This is a genomic window from Flavobacterium humidisoli, assembly GCF_023272795.1.
Lineage (GTDB): Bacteria > Bacteroidota > Bacteroidia > Flavobacteriales > Flavobacteriaceae > Flavobacterium > Flavobacterium humidisoli.
The window spans coordinates 3,198,304-3,221,955 of record NZ_CP096829.1; the positions used below are offsets into that span (position 1 = coordinate 3,198,304).

20 protein-coding genes and 2 pseudogenes are annotated in these 23,652 nt (G+C 34.0%); 5 read left to right on the forward strand and 17 right to left on the reverse strand.

Annotated elements, in window-relative coordinates:
* Positions 1–16: 16 nt before the first annotated feature.
* The 4 genes from M0M44_RS13680 to M0M44_RS13695 form a co-directional block, all read right to left on the reverse strand.
* Positions 17–661: an alpha/beta hydrolase gene (locus tag M0M44_RS13680; RefSeq protein WP_248726149.1), complete on the reverse strand. Its 645-nt coding sequence runs from the start codon at positions 659–661 to the stop codon at positions 17–19.
* 81 nt (positions 662–742) lie between these two features.
* Entirely contained in the window at positions 743–1,069 is a 327-nt protein-coding gene (locus M0M44_RS13685; protein WP_111286666.1) for a hypothetical protein, read from the reverse strand.
* A 5-nt stretch (positions 1,070–1,074) separates the two neighbouring features.
* Positions 1,075–2,325 carry a dihydroorotase gene (locus tag M0M44_RS13690; RefSeq protein ID WP_248726150.1) on the reverse strand — a complete coding sequence of 417 codons (1,251 nt, stop codon included), beginning with the start codon at positions 2,323–2,325 and terminating at the stop codon, positions 1,075–1,077.
* Positions 2,326–2,394: 69 nt separating this feature from the next.
* Positions 2,395–4,323, reverse strand: a complete 1,929-nt coding sequence (locus tag M0M44_RS13695) for a vWA domain-containing protein (protein ID WP_248726151.1) — start codon at positions 4,321–4,323, stop codon at positions 2,395–2,397.
* 238 nt (positions 4,324–4,561) lie between these two features.
* On the opposite strand from M0M44_RS13695, the gene M0M44_RS13700 reads away from it, so the two are divergent.
* Positions 4,562–5,674 (forward strand): lactonase family protein, encoded by a 1,113-nt coding sequence (locus M0M44_RS13700; RefSeq protein ID WP_248726152.1) that lies wholly within the window; start codon positions 4,562–4,564, stop codon positions 5,672–5,674.
* A 147-nt stretch (positions 5,675–5,821) separates the two neighbouring features.
* Here the strand turns inward: M0M44_RS13700 and M0M44_RS13705 are convergent, their stop codons facing one another.
* From M0M44_RS13705 to M0M44_RS23840, 4 genes and pseudogenes are all read right to left on the reverse strand, one after another.
* Positions 5,822–7,168 (reverse strand): DEAD/DEAH box helicase, encoded by a 1,347-nt coding sequence (locus tag M0M44_RS13705; RefSeq protein WP_248726153.1) that lies wholly within the window; start codon positions 7,166–7,168, stop codon positions 5,822–5,824.
* Between the two features lie 102 nt (positions 7,169–7,270).
* Positions 7,271–8,035, reverse strand: coding sequence for a TIGR02757 family protein (locus M0M44_RS13710; protein WP_248726154.1), 765 nt, complete (start codon positions 8,033–8,035; stop codon positions 7,271–7,273).
* 121 nt (positions 8,036–8,156) lie between these two features.
* Positions 8,157–8,606 (reverse strand): annotated as a pseudogene (locus tag M0M44_RS23835) (ABC transporter ATP-binding protein); the annotation flags it as partial.
* A gap of 216 nt (positions 8,607–8,822) precedes the next feature.
* Positions 8,823–9,035 (reverse strand): annotated as a pseudogene (locus M0M44_RS23840) (ATP-binding cassette domain-containing protein); the annotation flags it as partial.
* 111 nt (positions 9,036–9,146) lie between these two features.
* Between M0M44_RS23840 and M0M44_RS13720 the strand changes: the two are divergent.
* Positions 9,147–9,866, forward strand: coding sequence for a phosphodiester glycosidase family protein (locus M0M44_RS13720; RefSeq protein ID WP_248726156.1), 720 nt, complete (start codon positions 9,147–9,149; stop codon positions 9,864–9,866).
* A gap of 94 nt (positions 9,867–9,960) precedes the next feature.
* Positions 9,961–10,245 carry a hypothetical protein gene (locus M0M44_RS13725; RefSeq protein WP_095931743.1) on the forward strand — a complete coding sequence of 95 codons (285 nt, stop codon included), beginning with the start codon at positions 9,961–9,963 and terminating at the stop codon, positions 10,243–10,245.
* A gap of 46 nt (positions 10,246–10,291) precedes the next feature.
* On the opposite strand, the gene M0M44_RS13730 is transcribed toward M0M44_RS13725, so the two are convergent.
* The 8 genes from M0M44_RS13730 to M0M44_RS13765 form a co-directional block, all read right to left on the reverse strand.
* The gene (locus tag M0M44_RS13730; protein WP_248726157.1) at positions 10,292–13,072 is read right to left on the reverse strand and encodes a T9SS type A sorting domain-containing protein; all 2,781 of its coding nucleotides are present in this window, start codon (positions 13,070–13,072) and stop codon (positions 10,292–10,294) included.
* Between the two features lie 356 nt (positions 13,073–13,428).
* Positions 13,429–13,731, reverse strand: a complete 303-nt coding sequence (locus M0M44_RS13735) for a DUF6787 family protein (protein WP_248726158.1) — start codon at positions 13,729–13,731, stop codon at positions 13,429–13,431.
* Between the two features lie 31 nt (positions 13,732–13,762).
* Positions 13,763–14,203, reverse strand: coding sequence for a DUF6146 family protein (locus M0M44_RS13740; protein ID WP_248726159.1), 441 nt, complete (start codon positions 14,201–14,203; stop codon positions 13,763–13,765).
* A gap of 174 nt (positions 14,204–14,377) precedes the next feature.
* Entirely contained in the window at positions 14,378–14,941 is a 564-nt protein-coding gene (locus M0M44_RS13745) for a DUF937 domain-containing protein (RefSeq protein WP_248726160.1), read from the reverse strand.
* A 175-nt stretch (positions 14,942–15,116) separates the two neighbouring features.
* Positions 15,117–15,470: a hypothetical protein gene (locus M0M44_RS13750; protein WP_248726161.1), complete on the reverse strand. Its 354-nt coding sequence runs from the start codon at positions 15,468–15,470 to the stop codon at positions 15,117–15,119.
* 95 nt (positions 15,471–15,565) lie between these two features.
* Positions 15,566–16,516 (reverse strand): D-2-hydroxyacid dehydrogenase, encoded by a 951-nt coding sequence (locus M0M44_RS13755; RefSeq protein ID WP_248726162.1) that lies wholly within the window; start codon positions 16,514–16,516, stop codon positions 15,566–15,568.
* 90 nt (positions 16,517–16,606) lie between these two features.
* Complete coding sequence (serC, locus tag M0M44_RS13760; RefSeq protein ID WP_095931736.1) at positions 16,607–17,677, reverse strand: 3-phosphoserine/phosphohydroxythreonine transaminase; 1,071 nt, start codon at positions 17,675–17,677, stop codon at positions 16,607–16,609.
* Positions 17,678–17,770: 93 nt separating this feature from the next.
* Positions 17,771–18,835 (reverse strand): acyl-CoA reductase, encoded by a 1,065-nt coding sequence (locus M0M44_RS13765; protein WP_248726163.1) that lies wholly within the window; start codon positions 18,833–18,835, stop codon positions 17,771–17,773.
* Positions 18,836–18,984: 149 nt separating this feature from the next.
* On the opposite strand from M0M44_RS13765, the gene M0M44_RS13770 reads away from it, so the two are divergent.
* Together M0M44_RS13770 and M0M44_RS13775 are read left to right on the forward strand one after the other, a co-directional pair.
* Complete coding sequence (locus M0M44_RS13770; RefSeq protein ID WP_248726164.1) at positions 18,985–19,335, forward strand: 4Fe-4S dicluster domain-containing protein; 351 nt, start codon at positions 18,985–18,987, stop codon at positions 19,333–19,335.
* Between the two features lie 173 nt (positions 19,336–19,508).
* Positions 19,509–20,666 (forward strand): carboxypeptidase-like regulatory domain-containing protein, encoded by a 1,158-nt coding sequence (locus tag M0M44_RS13775; protein WP_248726165.1) that lies wholly within the window; start codon positions 19,509–19,511, stop codon positions 20,664–20,666.
* Positions 20,667–20,769: 103 nt separating this feature from the next.
* Here the strand turns inward: M0M44_RS13775 and M0M44_RS13780 are convergent, their stop codons facing one another.
* Positions 20,770–23,403: a TonB-dependent receptor gene (locus tag M0M44_RS13780; protein ID WP_248726166.1), complete on the reverse strand. Its 2,634-nt coding sequence runs from the start codon at positions 23,401–23,403 to the stop codon at positions 20,770–20,772.
* Positions 23,404–23,652: the final 249 nt, after the last annotated feature.

The following is a 23,652-nucleotide window of genomic DNA, read 5'->3' on the forward strand; positions in this document are numbered from 1 at the left end:
AACTGCGCCTGAAAATTTAATTTTCTAACCAATTCTTAAAATCAAAGAAATTCTGCGGAGCCACTCCATGTCCAACAGGATATTCTTTGTAAACAACAGGAATATTTAGTTTTTCTAAAATTGCGGGTGTTTTTCTAGCCCACTCAATTGGAATGACTTGATCTACAGTTCCGTGTGAGGCGAATATTTTTAGGTTTTTAAAGTCGTTGTTTTCAAAACCCTCTTTGATAATTTCTTCATTAAAATAACCGCTCATGGCAACTACTCTCTGAATTTTTTCTGGATAAGAAAGTGCTGTAGCATAACTCAAAATAGATCCTTGGCTGAATCCGATTAGAGTAACATTATTAGCGTCGATAGGATAATTGGCAACTAATTCGTCTATAAAAGAAGCAATTACATCTCTTGAAGTTTTAGCTTGCTCATTATCAGAAAATTTATTTTGATCGGCGTCGAAGTTAATCGCGTACCAAGCGTAAGCGCCATATTGTAAATCGTAAGGCGCTCTGGCAGAAATAATATAGTAGTTATCAGGAAGTTCAGAAGCAAAAGAGAATAAATCGGCTTCGTTACTTCCGTATCCGTGCAATAAAAGCAATAACGGATTTTTATCTAAAATTACTTTTGGTTCTCTTATTTTATATTCTAAAGATAGATTCATTTTTAATTGTAAATTGTTGGTTTTGAATTGTGAATTTTTTCGAATTTGGAATTTGGATTTTTTTAATTGAAATTTAAAACATTAACCAATTTTCTTAAACCATTTCTGAAACAATTCCCCCACTAACGGAATGGGTCTCATTTGTCCTTGAATAGCGTTAAAAATTCCAAAAGTCCATAGAATTGAAATGCAAATCCACATTGGGAAAGTGATAAAAAAACTATCGAAATTACTGATGATTGCTCCTAAAGAAATAAAGGTTAAAGATAAACCTAAAGCTTGACGGATATGAAAAGAAGCAAAACTATTTTTATTTTCAGAATTCATGCTCATGGCGATTAAAACACCAATGATTAGAATGTAACTCGTAATAGCGATTGGTTTTCCTTCTTCGACTGAATTATTCATTTGTATTATTTTGTAACTAGTTTATTTTGATTTAAAATTCCGTACACAGAACCTTTAAGTTCAGTTCCCAAAAAAGCAGAATTTTTAGATTTTGAAAGAATGTTTTCTTTCGTAAAAGTTGATTTTCCTTCTGTTGTAAACAAGGTAATATTGGCTTTTGCACCTTCTTCGATTGTATTGTTTTCCAAACCAAAAATGCTTCTTGCGGCAGTTAATTTTGCTACAATTGTTTCTACTGGTAAAACTGTCAATAGGGCGCCAAAAGCGCTTTCTAAACCTATAGTTCCATTTTTGGCTGTATCAAATTCCATTTTTTTGAATTCAATATCAATCGGATTATGGTCTGAAGTTATTGTATCTATGGTGTGATCGGCAATTCCGTTTAATAAAGCTTGTCTGTCGACTTCTGTGCGTAATGGAGGTGTAACTTTAAAACGAGTATCAAATCCGTCCAGTTTTTCATCCGTTAAAACCAAATGATGAACAGAGGCACTGCAAGTTACGTTTAGACCTTTAGCTTTAGCTTCTCTAATCAATTCAACCGATTTTGCTGTAGAAATAGTTGGAATGTGAAGTTTTCCGCCCGTATATTCTAACAAAAATAGATTTCTTGAAATTTGCAGTTCTTCTGCCAGATTAGGGATTCCTTTTAAACCTAATCTTGTCGAAACAATTCCTTCGTTTGCTACACCATTTCCTTTAATGTTCGGATCTTGCGAGTAAGAGATTACCAACCCGTCGAAATCTTGAACATATTGTAAAGCAATTTTCAGGATATTAGCATTGTCAATGCTTTTGTTGTAATCTCCAAAAGCAATCGCTCCAGCATTTTTCATGTCAAAAAGTTCTGCCATATCTTTTCCTTCGCTGGCTTTAGTTAAAGCGCCGATTGGGAAAATTTCTGTCGCAAAACCATTTGCTTTATTTTTTACAAAATTTACCTGAGATTGATTGTCAATAATGGGTAAAGAATTGGGTTGTAATGCAATTGCAGTGAATCCGCTTTTTGCGGCAACATTCAATCCGTTTGCTATAGTTTCTCTGTCCTCGTAACCCGGCTCGCCCAGCGAAACACTGCTGTCAAACCAGCCTTGAGAAACATGAAGATCATCAAATCGTACTACTTCTGCATCGTCATTTGGAAGAGAAACGCCTATTTTTTCTATTACACCATCTGCAATTAAAAGATCAACGGTCTGATTGTGAAACGGACTTTTTGACTCGATAATTTTGGCGCTTTTGATGATTAGTTTCATATGTAGATATTTTTTTGTCGTAAAATGATTTTTGTAAAAAGTAAAATGCCTTTTAAACAAACGCGAATTCTATTTTACAAATTTTATAATTGCCATTTCTAATGCTAAAAATAACAGTGCAAAGATAACAAACCATTTCCAAATTTGGCTGTCTGTTCGTTCTGTTTGTAACGTATTGAAAATGGTTGAAATGGTATCGGCAGTTTTGAAATCAGAAACTACATTCGTGTTTACCTGACTCAAATCGCTTTCGGTTCTTTTGTAATTAAAACTGATATTTTCAACCCATTCTTTTTTATCAAAAACACTATAATTTCCCGCGGTTTCTGGAAAATCGTTGAATGTTAATTTGACTTTATTGTTTAAAATCTGCTGAATCGGAATAAACGAATCGTCTGTTCCTTTAACTTCCAAAATGGCATCTTTAGTTAATAAAACATCCACAAAGTAAGGCTGATTGTTGCCAATAGTCAAAGCATTTACACCCGTTTTCTGATTGTTCTGAGCGATTTTATAAAATAACGGAACAATTAAAGGTGATTGCTGAAAATTTGAATTTGTACTATTTATTGGTGCTGTAAAAACCGTTATTCCAGAAACCTGATTTTGAACAGCAGTAACAAAAGCAGTTTGGTCTTCAAATGAAAGTACAGCAGGATAAGAACTCGAAACGGCAAACGAACTATTTACCTTTGGATATTGGAAATTGGTTATTTTGTTTTCAAAAACGCCTGAAAATAAAGGATGGTCGAAATTAATTTTAGTGATTAATTTTCTGTTGGTTTCTAAGTTTCCGAATTGAATTTTTCCAAAATTCCCCAATAATGCATTTAAGCTCGAAAGAGAAGTTTTCTCAGACGGAATTACAACCAAATTTCCGCCTTTAGAAACAAAAGCTTTTAAAGTCGTTTGCAATGCCTGCGGAATATCAATTAATTCGTTTAGAATAATCGTATTTTGTTTTTCTAAACTATTGTAATCTAAAGAGCCAATGGGATAATTGTTGTAGTTGAACTCTGCTGAAGTGTAAATTCTTGATAAGAAATTGCTTTTTTCAGGTTCTCCAATGCTGATAACGTTTGTTTTTTTGTTTTTAGAAATGCTGAAAAACAATTTGTTGTCATAAGTTAAACCGTTGTCTTCGATTGCAACATATCCATGAAAAGCTTCTTTTGGAATGGTGAAATTGATTTTCTTTTTCTTTGTGTCAAAATTGATAATCGTTTTGGCAATCAGTTTATTTTGATTATATAAGGCAGTAGAAATAGGTTTGAAATCTTCACCATAAGCTGATAAATTAATGCCAATTTCGTAAAAGTTTTCTAAAGTCTGATTAATGTAAACACTGTCAATGGAAACATTATTTTTCTGTTCTACCTCTGGAACTATGAAATATGGTTTTTCTTCAAAATCAATAGTTGCAATATCATTTTCTTTTAAACCAACGGCATCCGTGATAATCACAATATCTTTTTTATGCGCCGATTTATGTGCTTTAATTTTAGCTGTAATTGCTGAAAGATCAAAAGAAGTTGCGCTGTATTTTAGATTTTGTAAAGCGCTTTTAGATGATTTTATATCAGTATTCCAAAAGTTTTCGGTGTTTGTTAAAAGCGAAAATTGAGTGTTTTCTGGAGTGTTTTCAAGTAATTCTTGAACGGCTCTTTTTAATAATTCGCCCTTTTTACCTTTAGCCTGCATGCTAAACGAATTATCTAAAACGATATACATTTCGTTTGAAGCATTTTTGCTGTCGGCAGCTTCAAAAAAAGGCTGTGCAAACGCAATAATTGCGCAAAAAAGCAATAATAAACGTGTTGCTAATAAAAGACGTTTTTTGATTTTAGAACTCTTTCGAGTCTGAATAGCAAGTTCTTTTAAGAATCGAACATTGGTGAAATAAGAAGTCTTAAATCGTCTTAATTGAAATAAGTGAACCAAAATTGGAACAATCAATAAAAACAGAAAGTATAGAATTTCGGGATGTTTAAAATGCATTCTGGCTTCGATTTACTTCACTACGTTTTGTTTTTCGCGAAGATGCTGGTCAAAAATACGAATTAAAAATTATTAAACCATATAAGTTCATTTAAGAGATTATTGCTAAAGTCTAAAGATGAAAGCTTATATATCTTATATGCGTGATAAAAAATGTAACTTTTGTAATTTCTTGTAAAAAAGAGACTGTTTCAAATAGATATATTGTTTATTTTAGCTAATTCAAAAAAAACAAATTATGAAAAAAATATATTTAATCTTGTTTTCAGCTTTATCCATAACCGCTGCTAAAGCTCAAAATAAGTTCAATTTATTAGTCGGAACTTACACCAACACCTGTCAAAGCAATGGCATTTATGTTTATGAATTTGACGCTTCTACGGGAGAGTACAAACTAAAAAGTTCTTCTGAGAATGTGGTAAGTCCAAGTTATTTATCTGTCTCTGCAGACAATAAGTTTGTTTACGCAGTAAACGAAAATGGAACACAAAGTACAGTAAGTTCATTTTCATATAATTCGGCATCTGGAAAGACCAATCTGTTGAATAAAAATGATGCTTTAGGAGCAGATCCGTGCCATTTGATAAATGATGATAAGCATGTAATTGCAGCCAATTATTCTGGCGGTAGTATTGCAGTTTTTAAGAAAAATGCAGACGGAAGCATTACAGAAGTGCAACAGTTAATTCAGCACGAAGGAAAAGGCCCGAACGCAGCGCGTCAAGAAAAAGCGCATGTGCATATGGTTGTTTTTTCTCCAGATAAAAAGTTTGTGCTTTCGAATGATTTAGGTTTAGATAAAGTATTTATTTATAAATATAATCCAGCAGCTAAAAACGAAATCTTGACATTAAAAGGCAGTGTTGATGTAAAACCAGGAAGCGGTCCAAGACATTTGACTTTCAGTAAAGATGGAAAATTTGTGTATTTGGTTCAAGAATTGGATGGAACTTTGACAACATTAAGCTGGGATAAAACAGGAAGTTTGAAAGTAGTTGCCGAAACAAGTATTCTTCCAAAAGATTTTAAAGGAGGAACAGGAGCAGCGGCAATTAAACTTTCGCCAGACGGAAACTTTTTATATCTTACAGATCGTGTGGATGCCAATGCAATTTCAGTTTACAAAATTCTTAAGACAGGAGCTTTAGAATTGGTTGAACAGCAAAGCACTTTAGGAAAAGGTCCAAGAGATTTTGCTATTGATCCAACAGGAAATTACCTTTTAGTAGGACATCAATATACTAATGATATCGTTATTTTTAAAAGAGATATTGCAAGGGGAAAACTGACAGATACTGGAAGAAGAATCCAATTGTGTTCGCCAGTAGGACTTTTGTTTACGAAAATATAATTTTTTTTAGGTTCTGAGGTGCTAAGGTTCTAAGGAATTAAGATAAAAGATAAAGGCTCAAAGATTTTTTAAATCTTTGAGCCTTTATCTTTAGTAAAAAACAAACCTTAGAATCTTAGCGACTTAGTAGCTTAGCATCTAAAAAAACTATTTTTTCTTTTTCTTCTCGTTTCTTGTCTTCAACATATTTCTGTTAACAGAACCGTGAGTTTTCTTTTTAGTTTTTGAAGGGCCGCCAAGATTTACTTTTTGGTTCTTTTTAGATTTTTCATGAAAAGCGCCATCACCTGCTAGTTTTGGTTTTTTCATTAAAAACTTTCTTGGTAATTTATCTTTTTCAGCTTCGATAAGTTTTTCAGAGATTTCAACTTCTTCAGGGAAGTCAGCGATTTCAAGCTCCTGATCCATTAAAAGTTCCGTTTCAATTTTGAATTCTTCTTCTCTTGGAGTAACAAAACTAATTGCAGTTCCCGTTGCATCTGCACGACCCGTACGACCAATTCTGTGCATGTACAATTCTGGCTCTTCTGGAAGTTCAAAGTTAATTACGTGCGTTATATTAGAAATGTCGAGACCTCTTGCCATAACGTCGGTTGTAATTAAACCGCGAAGATTTCCTTCTTGAAATTCTGCCATTGTGCTCAAACGGTAGTTTTGAGATTTGTTAGAGTGAATTACGCCAAATTGTCCTTCAAAAAGCTCATCAATACGATTGAAAAGCATATCTGAAATCTTTTTATTATTTACGAAAACCAAAATACGACTCATACTTTCGTCGTTTTCCAGTAAATGTTTTAAAAGATTTACTTTAGTATTGAAATTTGGAACATTATAAGTAAGCTGCTTAATTTTTTCAAGCGGAGTTCCTGATGGCGCCAATGTAACTTCTTCAGGAAAATCGAAATAATCATTTAATAAATCATCAACTTCATCTGTCATCGTTGCAGAGAACAAAATATTTTGACGTTTGGTTTTCATCATCGCAAAAAGAGAAGTCAGCTGAGGTCTGAAACCTAAATTCAGCATTTCGTCAAACTCGTCGATAACTAGTTTTTGGGTTTCGTCAAAACGAACTACAGCATCCAATGCTAAGTCCATAGTACGTCCAGGCGTTCCAACTAAAATATCAACGCCTTCATAAACGGCCTTTTTCTGTGTATTGATGTTTACACCTCCGTAAATACCTAGTGTTTTAACCGACATATATGTAGTCAGTTTTTCTACTTCTTCTACCACTTGAACAACTAGTTCGCGAGTTGGAACTAGAATTACAATTTTTGGCGTATTGGTATGAGTGAATTTGTAAAGCTTTAAAAGAGGAAGTAAATAAGCAAATGTTTTACCGGTTCCGGTTTGTGCAATTCCCATCATATCACGTCCAGACATGATTACAGAAAAAGATTTTTCTTGAATAGGAGTAGGCGTAACAAATCCTAATTCGTCAACTGCTTTTTGTAATGATTTTGGAAGATTAAATTTTTCGAAAGTGCTCATTTGCTTTAAATTTTGTGCAAATGTACGTTAAATTCGTGGTTTGTTTATCAAATTCTTAAAATCATCTGATAATTTATTGATCTAACTATTTAATTTTCAATATTAAAACCCTTCGAAAACTCCCAAGCCAAACAAGGCAAAGTCGTATTTTACAGGATCTTGTGCATCCATTTTTCTTAATTTGGTGTCTAATTCTAGTAAAGCTTTGGCATCGTTTTGTTTTCGTGAAAGGATTCCAAGTTTGCGGGCTACATTTCCAGAATGAACGTCAAGGGGACAAGATAAAACTGCAGGAGAAATACTTTTCCAGATTCCTAAATCGACACCTTTTGCGTCTTGACGAACCATCCAGCGCAGATACATATTAATTCTTTTTGCAGCTGAATTGTTTAACGGATCTGAAATGTGTTTCTGCGTTCTTGCTAAATGATCGGTTTCGAAGAATATCTTTTTGAATTCGCTGATGCTTTTCTGCAAACTGTCTTTTTCCTGATTTTTAGCAAAAACAGCTTCTAGTCCGTTATGGTTTTTATAGATGTTGTTTAAGCCTTTTATGAAGCCAGCAAAATCATGTCCGTTGAAAGTTCTATGTACAAAAGTTTCCAGTCTTGCCAAGTCTTCGTCAGAATGTGACATAACAAAATCGTAAGGTGTGTTACCCATTAATTCCATCATTTTATGCGAATTCTTGATAATCATTTTGCGGTTTCCCCAAGCAATAGAAGCACTAAGAAAACCTGCAATTTCGATATCTTCTTTTTGGGTAAAGAGATGCGGAATTTGTACAGGATCACTTTCTATAAAATCCTGATTGTTATATTGAATGACTTTTTCGTCTAGAAATTCTTTGAGTTCTTTTTGGTTCATATTAAAATGAAATCTTCTTATGTGTTCGAGTGTTCTAGCCCTGATGGGAGCGGCATCCTTTTTCTGGCTTCTTTAGCCAGGAAAAGATATAGCGGACAGCAGGAAATAGCTCCTGATTATCTTAATTACTAATCTGGCCGTCAACCATCACTAATTTTCTGTCGGCCATGTTGGCCAATTCTTCGTTGTGGGTTACAATAACAAAAGTTTGCCCAAACTCATCTCGAAGCTGAAAAAATAATTGGTGCAGGTTTTCGGCAGAATGGGTGTCCAGATTTCCAGAAGGCTCATCGGCAAAAATGACGTCTGGTTTATTGATTAAAGCTCTTGCAACTGCTACACGCTGTTGTTCTCCGCCCGAAAGTTCGCTAGGTTTATGGTTAATTCTGTGCGAAAGACCGAGATAGTTCAACAGTTTTTTTGCTTCTTCTTCGGTTTCAGCGGTCTTTTTGCCTGCAATATGAGCTGGAATACATACATTTTCTAGCGCTGTAAACTCAGGTAAAAGCTGATGAAATTGAAAAATGAAACCAAGATTTAAGTTTCTAAAATCGGATAAAATTTTGTCTTGTCTGCTTTTCTTTTTAAAGTAACGATTGTAATACCCTAATAGTAAAACAATAGGCGTAATTAATATTCCCCAATTGATATAACCCAAAATATCATTCTCTATTTTATTTCTAAAAAGCACTAAAAACACCGCAAGCAGAATAATATAAAAAGAGCCTAACCAAGTGATGATTTTGAATGCTTTTTCTTGATTTGAGCTATTGTTTTTAATATTTTGTAACTCGAGTACATTTTTTCCATTAATGGTTAAAGATGAATCGGGATTATGGTCAGGTTTGTCTAGTGTTCCTAGAATCTGCAGTAATGTTGTTTTACCAGCGCCCGAAGCACCAACTATAGAAACAATTTCGCCTTTTTTTATATGTAAATCGACTCCTTTTAGAACTTCAAGTTTGTCGTAGAATTTATGTATGTTTTTTGCGTGTATCATGTAGTGAAACTGTTTTTACAAAGAAACGAAGAATCTATCGATATAAAAATGTGTTGTAACAGAATTTTATGAAGTAATTTGCGTTTAATTTTGGTAACTTAATTTTAAAAAATGAAAGTAAAAATAGTTCTGTTCTCATTTATAATTGCACTTGCAGTTGTTTTAATTAGTGCAGAACAAGACACAGATAATTTATTTTTAACTTATAAAGTTGATGTTAAAAAGCAATATTTAAGATTGTTCTGGAAAGATGAGAAAGGAAAGCGATTTGGGAGTATAGAGAATTTTAAGCTTTGGGCTGCTGAAAAGAATCTTAAAACAGATTTTGTTATGAATGCAGGAATGTATAAAGTAGATCATTCGCCTCAAGGACTTTATATAGAAAAACAAAAAGTATTATTTCCTTTGGATACTTCAAAAGCAGAAGGGAATTTTTATTTATACCCCAATGGAGTGTTTTTTATTACAGCTAAAAAGACTGCGGTAATTTGTACCACAGAAAGGTTTAGGAATAATAAGGAAATAGAGTTTGCGACACAATCCGGCCCTATGCTGGTTATTGATGGACAAATTCATTCTGCTTTTAAAGAAGGATCAAAAAATCTAAATATTAGAAACGGAGTAGGGGTTTTGCCTAATGGAAATGTAGTTTTTGTTTTGTCGAAAAAAGAAGTTAATTTCTATGATTTTGCCAATTATTTTAAAAGTTTAGGATGCAAAAATGCCCTTTACCTTGACGGATTCGTATCCCGCGCATATCTGCCGTCTCAAAACTGGATTCAAACCGATGGAGATTTTGGAGCGTTATTTGCTATTACAAAAAGTAAGTAAGAAATGTGGTAATTTAGAAATTAAATTTAATAAAGAAATAAAAGTGTTTTCCTGAATTATTTTTAATTTCGATTAACTTAAAAATGAATGTGTTATGCAAGATTTAGAAGTTGCAGAAGATAGCAGAATGTCAAAACTACTTATTGGGCTGGTTTTGGATGGAATTGGTATGATTTCTTTCTCGATTCCGTTTCTGGGTGAGTTTTCAGATGTGGTTTGGGCTCCCATTGCTGCAATAATTATGGCAAGGATGTATAAAGGGAGAGTAGGGAAGGTTGCTGGTGTTTTGACTTTTCTTGAAGAGATACTGCCTTTCACAGATGTAATTCCATCTTTTACGTTGACCTGGATTTATACTTATTTCTTTCAGAAAAAATAAAAAAAAGACGGTTTTAGGCCGTCTTTTTCAATTGCTTTAGTTTTAACTATTGAATGATTATTTTTTTTACATGTTGTGTTTTTTTAGTCTGCGGATTTATAACTTTAATCAAGAAAACACCTTTTGAATGCAATTGGATTGTTTCTTGTGTTCCTCCTTTAATTTTTTGCTTTACTAATTCTTTTCCAGAAATATCGTAGATTTTAAGATCTAAAATTTCTGCTTCTTCATTATCAATAAAAACAGAGAAAGATCCGTTGTTTGGAATTGGCCAAACGTTAAAAGCATTGTTTTTACTTTGTTTAATAATGTCGTCTGTTCCTAATGTTAAGCTTTGTCCGCTTATAATATTTACTTTTCTTTTCATTGTGCCACCTTCAGAATCTGTTACGGTAAATTCAAAAGAACATAATCCGTTTGAAGTTGGTGTAAATGCAACAACATCTGTATTTAGAGTTGCATTTCCGTTTACTGCGTTCAAAATTGTATAAGACACGCCACTTGTAAATCCTCTTGACAATTTTTGAATATTGATGTCAATTTTAGTTCCGTCTGGAGATTCGTAATGTGGGAGTGACATCCATTGTAAATATTCGTCTAAATGAGTGTAGCCATCTAAATTAGGATCGGCATTTGCATCTGAAAAATCCCCAATTGCAGAGTTTACATTGGTTCCTATAATATTTTCCCACCAGTTTGGCAATCCATCTTGATCGCTATCCCAATTAGCATCTCTTACTACAGTCGGATAGTTTTCGAACCCACCAGCATCTGTTTCATTATCTGGAAATCCAGGTTTGCCTGTTACGCTTCCAACTGCAGAATACGTTCCGTTTAGTGTCTCTGATATAATTCTTTGATCATGTTCGTCAAATTCTGGCTGAGTACATCCAACATCAGAAAGAACGATTTTATAGGCATTTTTAGCCGATTGAGTCGTTACATAAGATGGGAAAAAAGGTGTATTAACGAAATTGTCATAAGTAACAGTATTCCCTGAGGCTTTTCTTCCGGCAGTCTGGTTGGTTTCGTCGAAATAACCAGGCATTACATTTCCGTTAAAATAACATTGCTGCATTCCGGTTCCCACACCTTCATTTTGCTGATTAAAAGCAACAAATATTTTTGAACCAGCGCCAGGTTTGTAATAGTTATTTACAAAGTTTACTTCTTTGGTTCCTCCGTCTGTAGTTCTTCCTCCCCAATTATAAACGACATTGTTGGTAATATCCATTTTTCCTGTATAAGCGCCATTTCCGTCCAATCCGCCGCCAAGACTCCAATTTCTGCCATAACAATGTGCTAATAGATTATGATGAAAACTTCCGATATCTCCACCAATTGTGGCAGCATATCCATGTTCTGTTCCTGTTGGATAATTTTGATGATTTGCGGCATTTAAAGCCTCAGAAATAAGTGTTCTCTGAAGGGTGATATTTTTTCCAGATCTAGAACTGAAAGATTCGTCAATAGTCCAGCTGATAGAGCAGTGGTCGATAATGCTATTGTCTGCACCAGTTAATCCCATTCCGTCATAAGTTGGTCCTGCGCCGATTCTAACGCGTAGATTTTGTACAACGGCATCGTTTCCAGTTACGCCAAAAGGAGCAGAACGTATGCAGATTCCTTTTCCAGGAGCAGTTTGTCCAGCAACTGTTACGTACGGCTGGCTTAAAACCAGACGGGATTGCAATTGAATTACACCAGAAGTATTAAAGACGATCGTTCTCGGGCCAATATCGTTTGTAATAGCTTCACGAAAACTTCCTGGGCCGCTGTCGTTTAGATTGGTAACGGCAACAACTTTTCCTCCACGTCCTCCACGTGCAAAACGGCCATATCCTTCAGCGTCTGGAAAAGCAAGCTGCGCGGGACGAAAACGCCAAACATTTCCTTTTTCAATTCCATTTGATAAAACTTCGTCGACACGCCAATAATAAGTTGCTCCCGTATACAATCCGTTTGCCTGATAAGAATTGTTGGCTAAAGCTTGGTTGCCTTTAAATTCTGGTGAAGCTGTCGTTGCATTATCAACGGCGGTTAGATCCGTTCCAAAATAGATATTATGCGAAACGGCTCCTGCCCCAGCAGTCCATTGCAACAGTTTTCCGCCGGACATTAATTCTACATGTTCGTTGTTTTGTTTCGGATCTGGGTTTATGGCTTGATGAGAAATATTGGGTGTGTTTAATTCAAAGCCATTAAAAATGAAGTTTTTGACATTTTCTGTTCCTGAAGTTTCTGCAGCGATTAAAATTACTACATCGGTTCCTGCTGTAGCTTGAAGTCTTAAATAAGTCGAGGCCGCGTCAGCTGTTTTAGTAGCTCTTACAGTTGGAATTAAATTATCGACCACTAAATTTTTATCGACAAAAATATCAATTGGGCTAAAGGTACTTGTGGTTGGGCTGTCAACGTTGTTGAAGAAAGCTAATAATGTATGTTCTCCTGTAGTTAAACCGCTTATTTTGAGTTCGATTTGAGCGCCAAAATTTGCTGTTGCGCCTTTTACTGTAAGTCCGTCACAGACCAATCTAGCGTAATAAGGGGCTTGAATTCCTGCTTTATACCAATTGGTTCCTAAGTTGTCTCCATTGATTCCGGTACGACTAATTGTAAAAGTAACTCCATTTGCGGTATAAGAACTGGTGTTTCCAGAAGCGATTACCCAAGCGGTGTAATCGGGGTCATTTACTTCGGCTTTCGGTCTTCCTGATTGGTCAAAGTCAATTTTTACAATTGGATTTTGAGCGAAAACCTTGTTTACAGGTGTAATGAGATAAATCATCGCCGCCATAACGGAGAATTTAAAGTAATTTTTCAGCATGTCAAATAGTGGTTTGGTTAGTAAGTAATAATTTTTGTTAGAAATATTAATTGCTTGATTATCAAGTTAAATAAACGCTTCTAACTATTGTAAAGTTTGTTATTACTTAAAATATAACTATCCTGCACCATCCTGTTCTGTATATTGATTAAATAAAAAATTAGCATAAAAAAAATGCTATATGTTTTTTTTATGCTAATTTTTTAAATATGTAAAGATTGGTAAATGCAGGGATTGATTAATCTGCAGTTTCAAAAATAGGAAGGAGTAAAAAAAATGAAATTAAATAAAATTTTTAGATTAAGAGTGAATCTTAACCAGAACGGTTTTTTAATTAAATGAGGTAAAAATCGAAGTTATTCTTTGAATAAAAATCCTAGCCCCATATTTTTAAGCATTTTCTTTTCGAAGTTCCAAAAGAATTTAAACTGCCCAAAAATAGTTCCAATTGCAACTAGTAATACTTGGTAAATAGGGAAGATAATAATAAGACGAATGAGTGTAAACCAGCCTCCAAAATCTTCTTTGGTAATGCCCAGCCAAACGCAGAAAGGTTTAGAAAGCCACGCAGATGCCGATCCAGTGATGGCAAAAACGATAAATATAATTATGGCTTGTAAATTTGAGGTAATTCCCCAGCGTTTTTTTAATCTGTTCATTGCTATTTGTAATGATTACAAATATAGTATATTATCTTGATGGAACATAACCCCATAGCTTTTGTTTGTAAGTATTTTGAAAATAAATCATGTAATTGTAAATTAAATAATTTACTTCGTAGCCATAATGAATATCTGGACGGTAGTCAATAGACATTTCGTATAATCTAGGGCTATAACGTTGTGGCTGTAGAACACGATTATTCCATTCAGTTACATACAAATAGTTTTTGTTTTCAAGATATTGCAATGAGTAATAGTTTCGTGGATAGGCTCGAGAAGCAAGCCAGGTTGAGAATCCGTTGTCGATTATAATGACTTCATATTCTAATGAATCGTTTGCAATTCTAACAGTATCGTTTACCTTTTTATTTGATGCAGATACAGTATCAGTGCTGGCCATATTCTGCGAAGTGGTAGAACATGCAACAATGGTTAGTAGAACAATTAATATGGAAACGCATTTTTTCATAGCCTAAATTTACGATAATTTTTTTAGGTTCAGAGAGGGTAAAGGATCAAAGTAACAAAGGTTTAACTTCTTGCTAATAAAAATAAAAATGGATTACAATTTTGTAATCCATTTTTAGAGTTTTTCTTAAAAGCTTTTTTGTCTTGAATCTATGTAACTTTTAGATGTGAAGAACTACTTGCTTCCAAACAGCTTTCCAATAAATCCAGCGATTCCTCCTTTGCTTTTGGTAACTACTAATACATCTGCAACGTCAACTTTTCCATCGTTGTTTTGGTCAAGGCCAAATTGCATTCCGTATTTAGAAATAGTATCCATTATTCCAGATGCTTGTCCGCTATTTCCTGAAATCGAATTTATAATATCAGAAATTTGAAAACTGCTATCGTTTGGATCTTTTGCTTTATTTACTAAAGAGCCTAAAATCTGTGGAATCAAATTGGAGGCAACTCCGCTTGAATCGGCGCTGCTCAATCCGAATTTTTGACCAAGACTTCCGCTTAATTGCTGTTGAATTTGCTTTACAACAGGGTTTGAGCTGTCAATTGGTGTGTTTCCATTAAATAATCCGGCAATCTGATCTGTATTCCCTTCGGAAACAATCTTTTTTAATCCTTCAAAAATAGAATTACTTGTTTCGTTTATTACGGCTTCGTTATGTTCATTTGGGACAGCGTTATTATTTACCACAGCGTCACCTCCGTATTGCTGTACTAATTGGGTTAATTGTTCAAACATGATATTTAAGGTTTAAAATTATACGCCAAAATTAATAAAAAGAAAGGTATTTACTATAAATATGATAATAAATCCATTTAAAGGTACTTTATTTTTTAATTACTTGGTTCGACAAATTCAAGAAATTCTCCAAAACCTTATTTGTATTGCCTTAAATTAAAGCCATTGTTAAAATTTAGTATTTTGTAATGTTTACTTCGCACCAGGTCGTAACATCTTCAGGATTAAATCCGGGACAGCTGCTAATCTTCTTTTTAGAAAAAAACAACACATCATTATCAAATGTACTCAGGTTGAAGTAGTAGTTGCTGTAATCTTCTCCATATCTCCATACATCGCTTGAGCCTTCATTTCTAATAGTTTCATTAAAAGTAAAAATGGAAGATTGCTCAGGTATAAAATATTCTTTTTCAATAATAAGCGAAAATACATTGCCTAAGATAGAGGTGCAGCACAAAGCAATTGCAATTGTAACTACAGTCAGGTAAATTATCCACTTATGTTTAAAACTATTTTTGTATGTATTCATGCTAGAATTTTAGTGTTTGCGAAAGTATTAAAAAAGAAAGGGATTTACTACAGGTAAGTAGTAAATCCCTTTAATCGAATTTAATCTATTTTTATTTAGCTCAATAAAGTAATAATTTGTGAAGCCAATTCTGTACCAATTCTGTCTTGTGCTTCTCCAGTAGCTGCTCCAATGTGTGGAGTTAAAGAGATTTTAGAGTGCATTAAGATCGCCATTTCTGGTTTTGGCTCGCTTTCGAAAACGTCTAAACCAGCAAAAGCAACTTTTCCTGAATCTAAAGCTTTTACTAACGCCACTTCATCAATAACACCGCCACGAGCACAGTTTACAATTCCAACACCATCTTTCATGATTTCAAATTCTTTTTCTCCAATGATGTAACCATTTTGAGCAGGAACGTGTAATGTAATGAAATCTGCTTCTTTAAATAAAGATTCTAAAGATTGAGAAACGATTGTAGTTGTGATTGACTGTCCGTCGAAAAATTCAACTTTCACATCAACTTGAGGGATAAAGCTGTCGGCAGCGATAACTTTCATTCCTAAACCAAGAGCCATTTTTGCTGTAGCTTGTCCGATACGACCAATACCAACAATACCTAAAGTTTTTCCTCTTAATTCAGTTCCGTTAGCGTAAGCTTTTTTCAAACCATCAAAGTTTGAATCTCCTTCAAGAGGCATATTTCTGTTAGAATCATGTAAAAAACGAACACCAGAAAATAAGTGTCCAAAAACTAATTCAGCAACAGATTCTGAAGATGAAGCAGGAGTATTAATTACATGAATTCCTTTGCTTTTAGCATAATCCACATCGATATTATCCATACCAACACCACCACGTCCGATGATTTTGATTCCAGGGCAAGCATCGATAATATCTTTACGCACTTTAGTTGCGCTACGAACTAAAATTACGTCAATGTTATTGTCATTTATATAGTTAGCTACTTGTTCTTGAGCTACTTTTGTTGTGATAACTTCAAAACCACCTTTTTCTAAGGCTAGAATTCCGCTTTTAGAAATTCCGTCATTTGCTAATACTTTCATTGTATTTATTGTTTATTTGGTTAATCGTTTAATTGTTTAATCGATAACCAAGCTATTTGATTTTTCTTTTTTGTAAACTGTGACTGAAAACTAAACTTTAGATTCCAATGCTTTCATTACATCCACTAAAACCTGAACACTTTCGATTGGCATAGCGTTGTAAATAGAAGCTCTGTAGCCACCAACAGAACGGTGTCCTGGTAATCCAGAAATATTTGCAGCTTTCCATAAAGCATCAAAAGTTTCAGTGTGTTCAGGATTGTTCAATAAGAACGTTACGTTCATATTAGAACGATCTTCTACTGCAGCTGCACCTTTGAACAATGGGTTTCTGTCGATTTCAGCATAAAGTAATTCTGCTTTGGCGTTGTTTAATTTTTCAACAGCAGCGATTCCACCTTTTTCTTTGATCCATTGTAATGTTAAAAGAGAGACGTAAACAGCAAATACAGGTGGAGTATTGTACATACTTTCTCCTTTAATGTGTTTAGCATAATCTAACATACTTGGAATAGTTTTTCCGTTTTTTCCTAAGATTTCTTCTTTAACGACTACTAAAGTAGTTCCTGCAGGACCCATATTTTTTTGAGCTCCAGCGTAGATTAAATCAAATTTAGAGAAATCTAATTCACGTGAAAAAATATCAGAACTCATATCGCAAACAACAGGAACATTTGTTGCTGGGAATTCTTTCATTTGAGTTCCAAAGATGGTATTGTTACTTGTGCAGTGGAAATAATCAGCATCGGCTGGAATTTCGTAACCTTTAGGAACATAAGTATAATTGTCTTCTTTTGAAGAAGCTACGACAACAGTCTCACCGAAAAGTTTAGCTTCTTTGATCGCTGCAGTTGCCCACGTTCCAGAATCTAAATAAGCAGCTTTTCCGTTTTCTTTCATTAAGTTATAGGGTGCCATTAAGAATGCTGTACTTGCACCACCTTGTAAAAATAAAGCCTGATAACCTTTTCCTTGAAGTCCTAATAATTCTAAAGCAAGGGAACGAGCTTCCTCCATAACAGCAACGAAATCTTTGCTTCGGTGCGAGATTTCAAGGATTGATAACCCTGAATCATTAAAATTTAAAATTGCTTTTGATGCCTTCTCAAAAACTTCCTGAGGTAAAATACTTGGTCCTGCGCTGTAGTTGTGTTTTTTCATGGTTGTTGTTAATAGTCGAAAATTTTAAAGACGCAAATTTCGGTAATAAGAGCCGAAAAAGCGTTAAAATATTCGAAATAATTAAACAATTTATTACTTTGTTGTTAACAAAAACGTTATAGTATCGACATTATCTGCGTAATCCCACAATTGAGGTTTTTGGGTTTCTCCAAATGCGATACTATCTGTAGTTAGATTATTGCTAACAATGCATTGAATTTGGTCTGTGTCGTCCTGAAGGCGTTTTTGAAGGTCTTCAAGACTTTCATAATATTCATAAAAAACACTCGAAATAGGAGAGGCATAACTTGAATCTTCTTTTAAAGTCAAGAATCCGTTGTCCAATAATTTGAAATTACTCATTAAAAATACCGCTTTATTATAGTCATAATTATTAGCGTATTTTTCGTAATGAATAACATCTTGGTATTTGAAAATTGCTTGAAAAAAAGTGTCAAATGAATAGTCTTTCGGAATAAAAAGTTTGGAAACATTTCTGCACCCTAAACCAAAATATCTAAAAATATCCTCGCCAAGGGCTTCCAATTCTGCAGTGGTTTCTTTTCCGGTTAAAATAGCTGCCGAATTCCTGTTTTTACGAATAATCGAAGGCTTATCTTTAAAATAATATTCAAAATAACGAGCTGTATTATTACTTCCAGTGGCGATTACAGCATCAAAATTTTCTAGTTTTCCTTCTGCGAAAGTGATGCTGCCTTTCAGATTTTCGTCAACAGCAATTAAATATTTAGCCAAAAATGGCAATAAATGCTGATCGTTTGACGAAGTTTTAATTAAAGCTTTGTTGCCTGTAATTAAAACAGATAAAAAATCATGAAAACCTACTAACGGAATATTTCCAGCTAAAATCAAAGCCACAGTTTTGGCATCGCCTTTCTGATCTATTTTGTAAGCCGAAAGCCATTTCTCAATGTTTTCAGTGGTTAAAGCTTCAGCCCATGACTGTATGGAGAAATAAACTTGCTCAGGAGTATACCATCCGTTATGAGATTGTGAAAGGCTGATGAGATTTTCGAAATCATCAAAAAAGATGTCATTATATAAGACGTCAGATTTTTGCGCAGAAGCGCCTTCAGAAAACTGACTTAAAAATTTTCCTAATTCAACAAAAACACTTTTTTTTGTTTCTAATGTCATAATGTTTGTTTATGAATTGTTTTGATTGTAATTTTGCACAAAAATAAGCATAATTAAGTCGAAAGTCAAAAGCTATAAAGTCAAAAGCGATTCTTGTCTTTATTTTGACTTTAGAACTTTAAGACTTTTAACTTTAAGACTAATAAACGATGGCAATAATTATAACTGACGAATGCATCAATTGTGGAGCTTGCGAACCAGAGTGCCCAAATACAGCAATATATGAAGGAGCAGATGATTGGAGATATAAAGACGGAACAAGTCTTTCTGGAAAAATTGTATTACCTGACGGAACTGAAGTTGACGCTGATGATGCGCAAACTCCAATTTCTGACGAAATCTACTATATAGTACCAGGAAAGTGTACAGAATGTAAAGGTTTTCATGATGAGCCGCAGTGTGCTGCTGTTTGTCCTGTTGACTGTTGTGTGCCAGATGATGATCATGTTGAAGACGAAGAAACTTTGTTAGAAAGACAAGCGTTTTTACATGCTGAATAATTATTTCTGAGCATTAAAAAAATAGGATCCTGAGTTGTAAAACTCAGGATTTTTTTTTGCCCCTGATATCAGGTATTTTTAAAAGTTAGTTTGTTGGTAATTAATGTTTTATTTTTCGGGTGTTGCTTTATTGTTAAAAAAACAATAATTTAGTTGAAAATATAACAACGCCTATGAAGAAACTGCTACTTTTATTTGTCGTATTATTTAATTTGAATGTTTTGGCACAAAACGAGGAATATTCTATTGTTGTTAAGGATATAGAAACCTTGGAGCCAATACAAAATGCTACGGTTAAAATAATGAAAACCCAACAGATTTTATTGAGCAATGAAGAAGGAAAAGTTACTTTTATGCTGACTGGTGGATCGAATATTCAGGTTTCTGAAACTAATTATGAAGATATTACTGTTCGATGGACTTCTTTAAATGGAGAGCAAAAATTTGTTATTTATTTGAAGAGTAAAAACAATAAATTAGATGAAGTAGTTTTGTCTAAGGAATCTCCAGAAAAAATACTGCAGAAATTGGTTAACAATTCTACAAAGAAAATTAGTATCTCCCATAGACAGAAAGTATATGTGAGAGAGTTTTTTATGCTCGACAATCAGTATACGTATTATAATGACGGATTGGTTAATTTTCAATTCAATAAAAACAATACTACAACATTGCTGGTAGAACAAAATCGTTCTTACGGATTGTTAGAAACAGATGTAAGTGCCGATTTGAAGGGATATGATTTGAATAACATAATGGAGAATTATTCGAATTTTAAATATTTAGATCCCCTTTTAGACCCTAAAGCCAAGAAGGAATATGATTTTACCACAAAAGGACATTCAAAAAATAAAGATTATTATGTAATGTCAGTTGTGCCGCTGGATAAAGCGAAAGAAGCAATTGATAATTTTGAAATTATTTACGATCCGGAGAAAAAAATTATTGTAGAATTTACGATTTCAGTTACGCCAGCAACACTTGATAAAGTGGAAGAGAAGACAAAAGAAGGCGAAAAGAATATTACAAAATCGTTTGTCAAAGTAAATTATAGATGGGACGGTACTGATTATTATTTATTGAGTTCGAATGAAGAAATTGGGTATAATGTTGTTTTGAAAGATAAAACTAAAAATGTCCAAGTAAGAAATAGTTTTGTAACAACAGGTTTCAATAAACAGAATTTTACTTATAGTGAAAGTGACGTTTTTAAAGAAAAATCGCTTTTTAATAAGAAAAACAAAATCCTGACTAATTATTGGGATATTTCGGGATTTACGGCAACAGAGCAAGAAAAGGCTATTATTGCATCGTTAGAGTTTAAATTGTAATTAAATAAATAGAAAACAAAAATCCTGAACGTTATGCTCAGGATTTTTTTGTTTTTAGAAAGTTTGTCAGGCTTAGCCAAGTCGAAGACCTCGTTAACTGTAATTAAAAAGTAAAACCAAGTCTTGCATAGTAATAAGCCCCGCTGAATCCCATTTGTACAGCATCCCAATATCCTCCAGCTTCTGTGTTTCCTTGTTCATCTTGCTTGGTCGGATATACATTAAATAAGTTGTTGCTTCCGATCGTTAGTTTTAAACTTTTAGTAAATTGATATCCAACAGTTAAATCGGTTACCACTCTCGGATTGTAAACATCATCTTCGTCTGCATAATCTACCAAAACCACTTTGCTGAAACGAGTAAAAGCTAGACCAGCATCAAATTTGTTTTTAGCATAATTTAGGTTTAAACTGAATTTGTTGTCTGGAGCAGAAGCTAATAAAAAAGCTTTTTCACGTTTTCCGAAGAAAGTAGCTTCATCAAGAGTGCTGTTTTTGACTTTGTCAATTTTCATATCGTTGATGTTTCCAACCAAAGTAGCACTAAGCTGACCAAAATCGAATCCTTTTTTCCAAGAGAAAACCACATCAAGACCATGTGTGCTCGTGTCTACACCATTGGCAAAAAACTGTGCTTCAGAAACACCAAGGTTTAAAGCACTAGCATCAAAATATCCAGTAAGTACAATACGATCTTTTACCTGAATATAATAGCCGTCGATTGTTGCAGTGAAATCTCCAAAAGATGCAGTAAAACCTAAGGAAGCATTTACTGCTTTTTCTTCATTTAATTTACCAATTCCGAAAGCTCTTGTAATTTCGCTGTCATTTGGTGCCAATAAAACTTCAGTTGCACCGCTTGCATTAAAGTTGGTGAAACGTAAATTATAATAAATCTGAGCTAATGATGGTGCACGGAAACCTGTACTCACAGAACCTCTTAAATTAAAGTGATCGCCGAGTTTTAATCTAGAGGCCAATTTTCCATTTACGGTACTGCCAAAATCACTATAGTTTTCAAAACGAACAGCCGCATTTACCATTAAATCTTTGGTTATATCCAATTCGCCATCAGCATATAAAGAGAAGTTGGTACGGCTTTCATTTACTTCATTCGCAGGGCTATAACCAGGAAAACCTTGTGAGCTTCCAGGTCTAGGATTTCCCGAAATAGGATCAATTGGAGCACTTTGAGTAGTAGGATCAGTAATAGGTTGTCCATTGGTGTCATAAGTGGTATATGATCCTTCTTCGCCAGCAAAGATTTCGAATTTCTCTACTCTAAATTCGGTTCCAAAAGCAATATTAAAGCCCTCAAGAACACTGTCATAGTTTTTAGAAATATCAAAATTAGTGGTGTTTTGAAGCAAACTATGCCCCCCAGCATCAAACTCATGAGGGGATTTTTCTTCAAGTGAAGCATTTATTGTCCCTTTAATATCGTATTGAAATTTGTTTTTTCCGAAAGTATTACTCAAATCAAATTTCCATCCTCCAGTAGATTCTGTTTTGATTCCGGCAGCAACTGAATTATCATTAATCTTTGATGTAATTCTTGGTGTGTAACCTCCAGGATAAACAGATTCTACCACTCTTTCTCCATCATTTCTAGTAAAAGCGTAAGCATCTGTATCTCTGAAATTACTTCCTCCAAAAGCGTAAAATTCTGTTTTGTCTCCAATTGGAATAGAAAGATTGGCGAATAAATTTACTCCGTGCATACTTGCATCACCAAAACCTTTTCTAAAATCATAAGCAGGTCTTAAGGTTTTATTTTTGTTCAAAAACTCACCTGTAAAGTTTGCATAACCGCCTTTTGTGCCTAAGGCAACTCCGTAATTGGCAGCAACTCTTACAGACCCACCATCAAAATCCTGATCTTTTCCGTATGAATTTCCGTTTCCATCTTGATCTAATCTAAAGCCTTTTGTATTTGGTGTTCCAGGGAGAAAATCGCCTTTTGCCTTCGTATTAAAAGCACCATAGGTTACAGATCCCGTTAATTCGTTTACATTATCGTTTGTAATGATATTGATTACTCCCGCAATGGCATCAGAACCGTATTGTGCCGAAGCGCCGTCGCGCAAAATCTCGATCCTTTTAATAGAAGCGGCTGGAATGGCGTTCAAATCTGTTCCTGTGTTTCCGCGACCTCTTGTTCCAAATAAGTTAATTAAAGACGATTGATGCCTTCTTTTTCCATTAATTAAAACCAAAGTTTGGTCAGGTCCCATACCTCTTAATGAAGCTGGATCTACGTGGTCGGCACCATCAGACCCTGATTGTTTGTTGGCATTAAAAGACGGAGCAACATATTGAAGCAATTGATTGATTTCAATTTTACCACTTTGTGTTGTAACATCTTTTACACTAATAACATCAATTGGAACAGCAGAATTTACAACAGTTCTCTTAGTGCTTCTTGATCCTGTAACAACAACGTCACTTAAAACTTGACCTTCACTTTCGCCTAAAACAACGTTTATTTTGTTGGTAGAAGCTGCTTTTTCGACTGTTGAGAATCCGACATAACTGAAAACTAAAGTAGCGTCTTCTTTTACTTTTATTTTATAACTACCTTCAAAATCGGTAGAAACACCATTTGAAGTTCCTTTTTCGACAATATTTACACCAGGAAGCGGGGCACCAGATTTGTCTTTTACAACACCCGAGACTTCTTTTTGTGCAAAAAGAAACGCTGTATTCAGCAGAAATAGTAATAATGCAATCTTTTTCATGGTATTTGGTTTTTTGGTTTGTTTTTTATTGATTAGTTTTATAAAATTAATTTTTTTTAACAAAAAATTAGTAAAATGTTTAAAAATTTTTAAGATTAGAGCTAAAATTATATTATTGAACATTTTACTTCGTGCAAGAGCTATTAAATCTTATATTTGCAAAATTTTAAAGCCAAAAAATATCATTTTGGCAGAAATAAAGAAAAACACGTAAATCATAACACATTAAATAACAGGGTTTAATGTTGA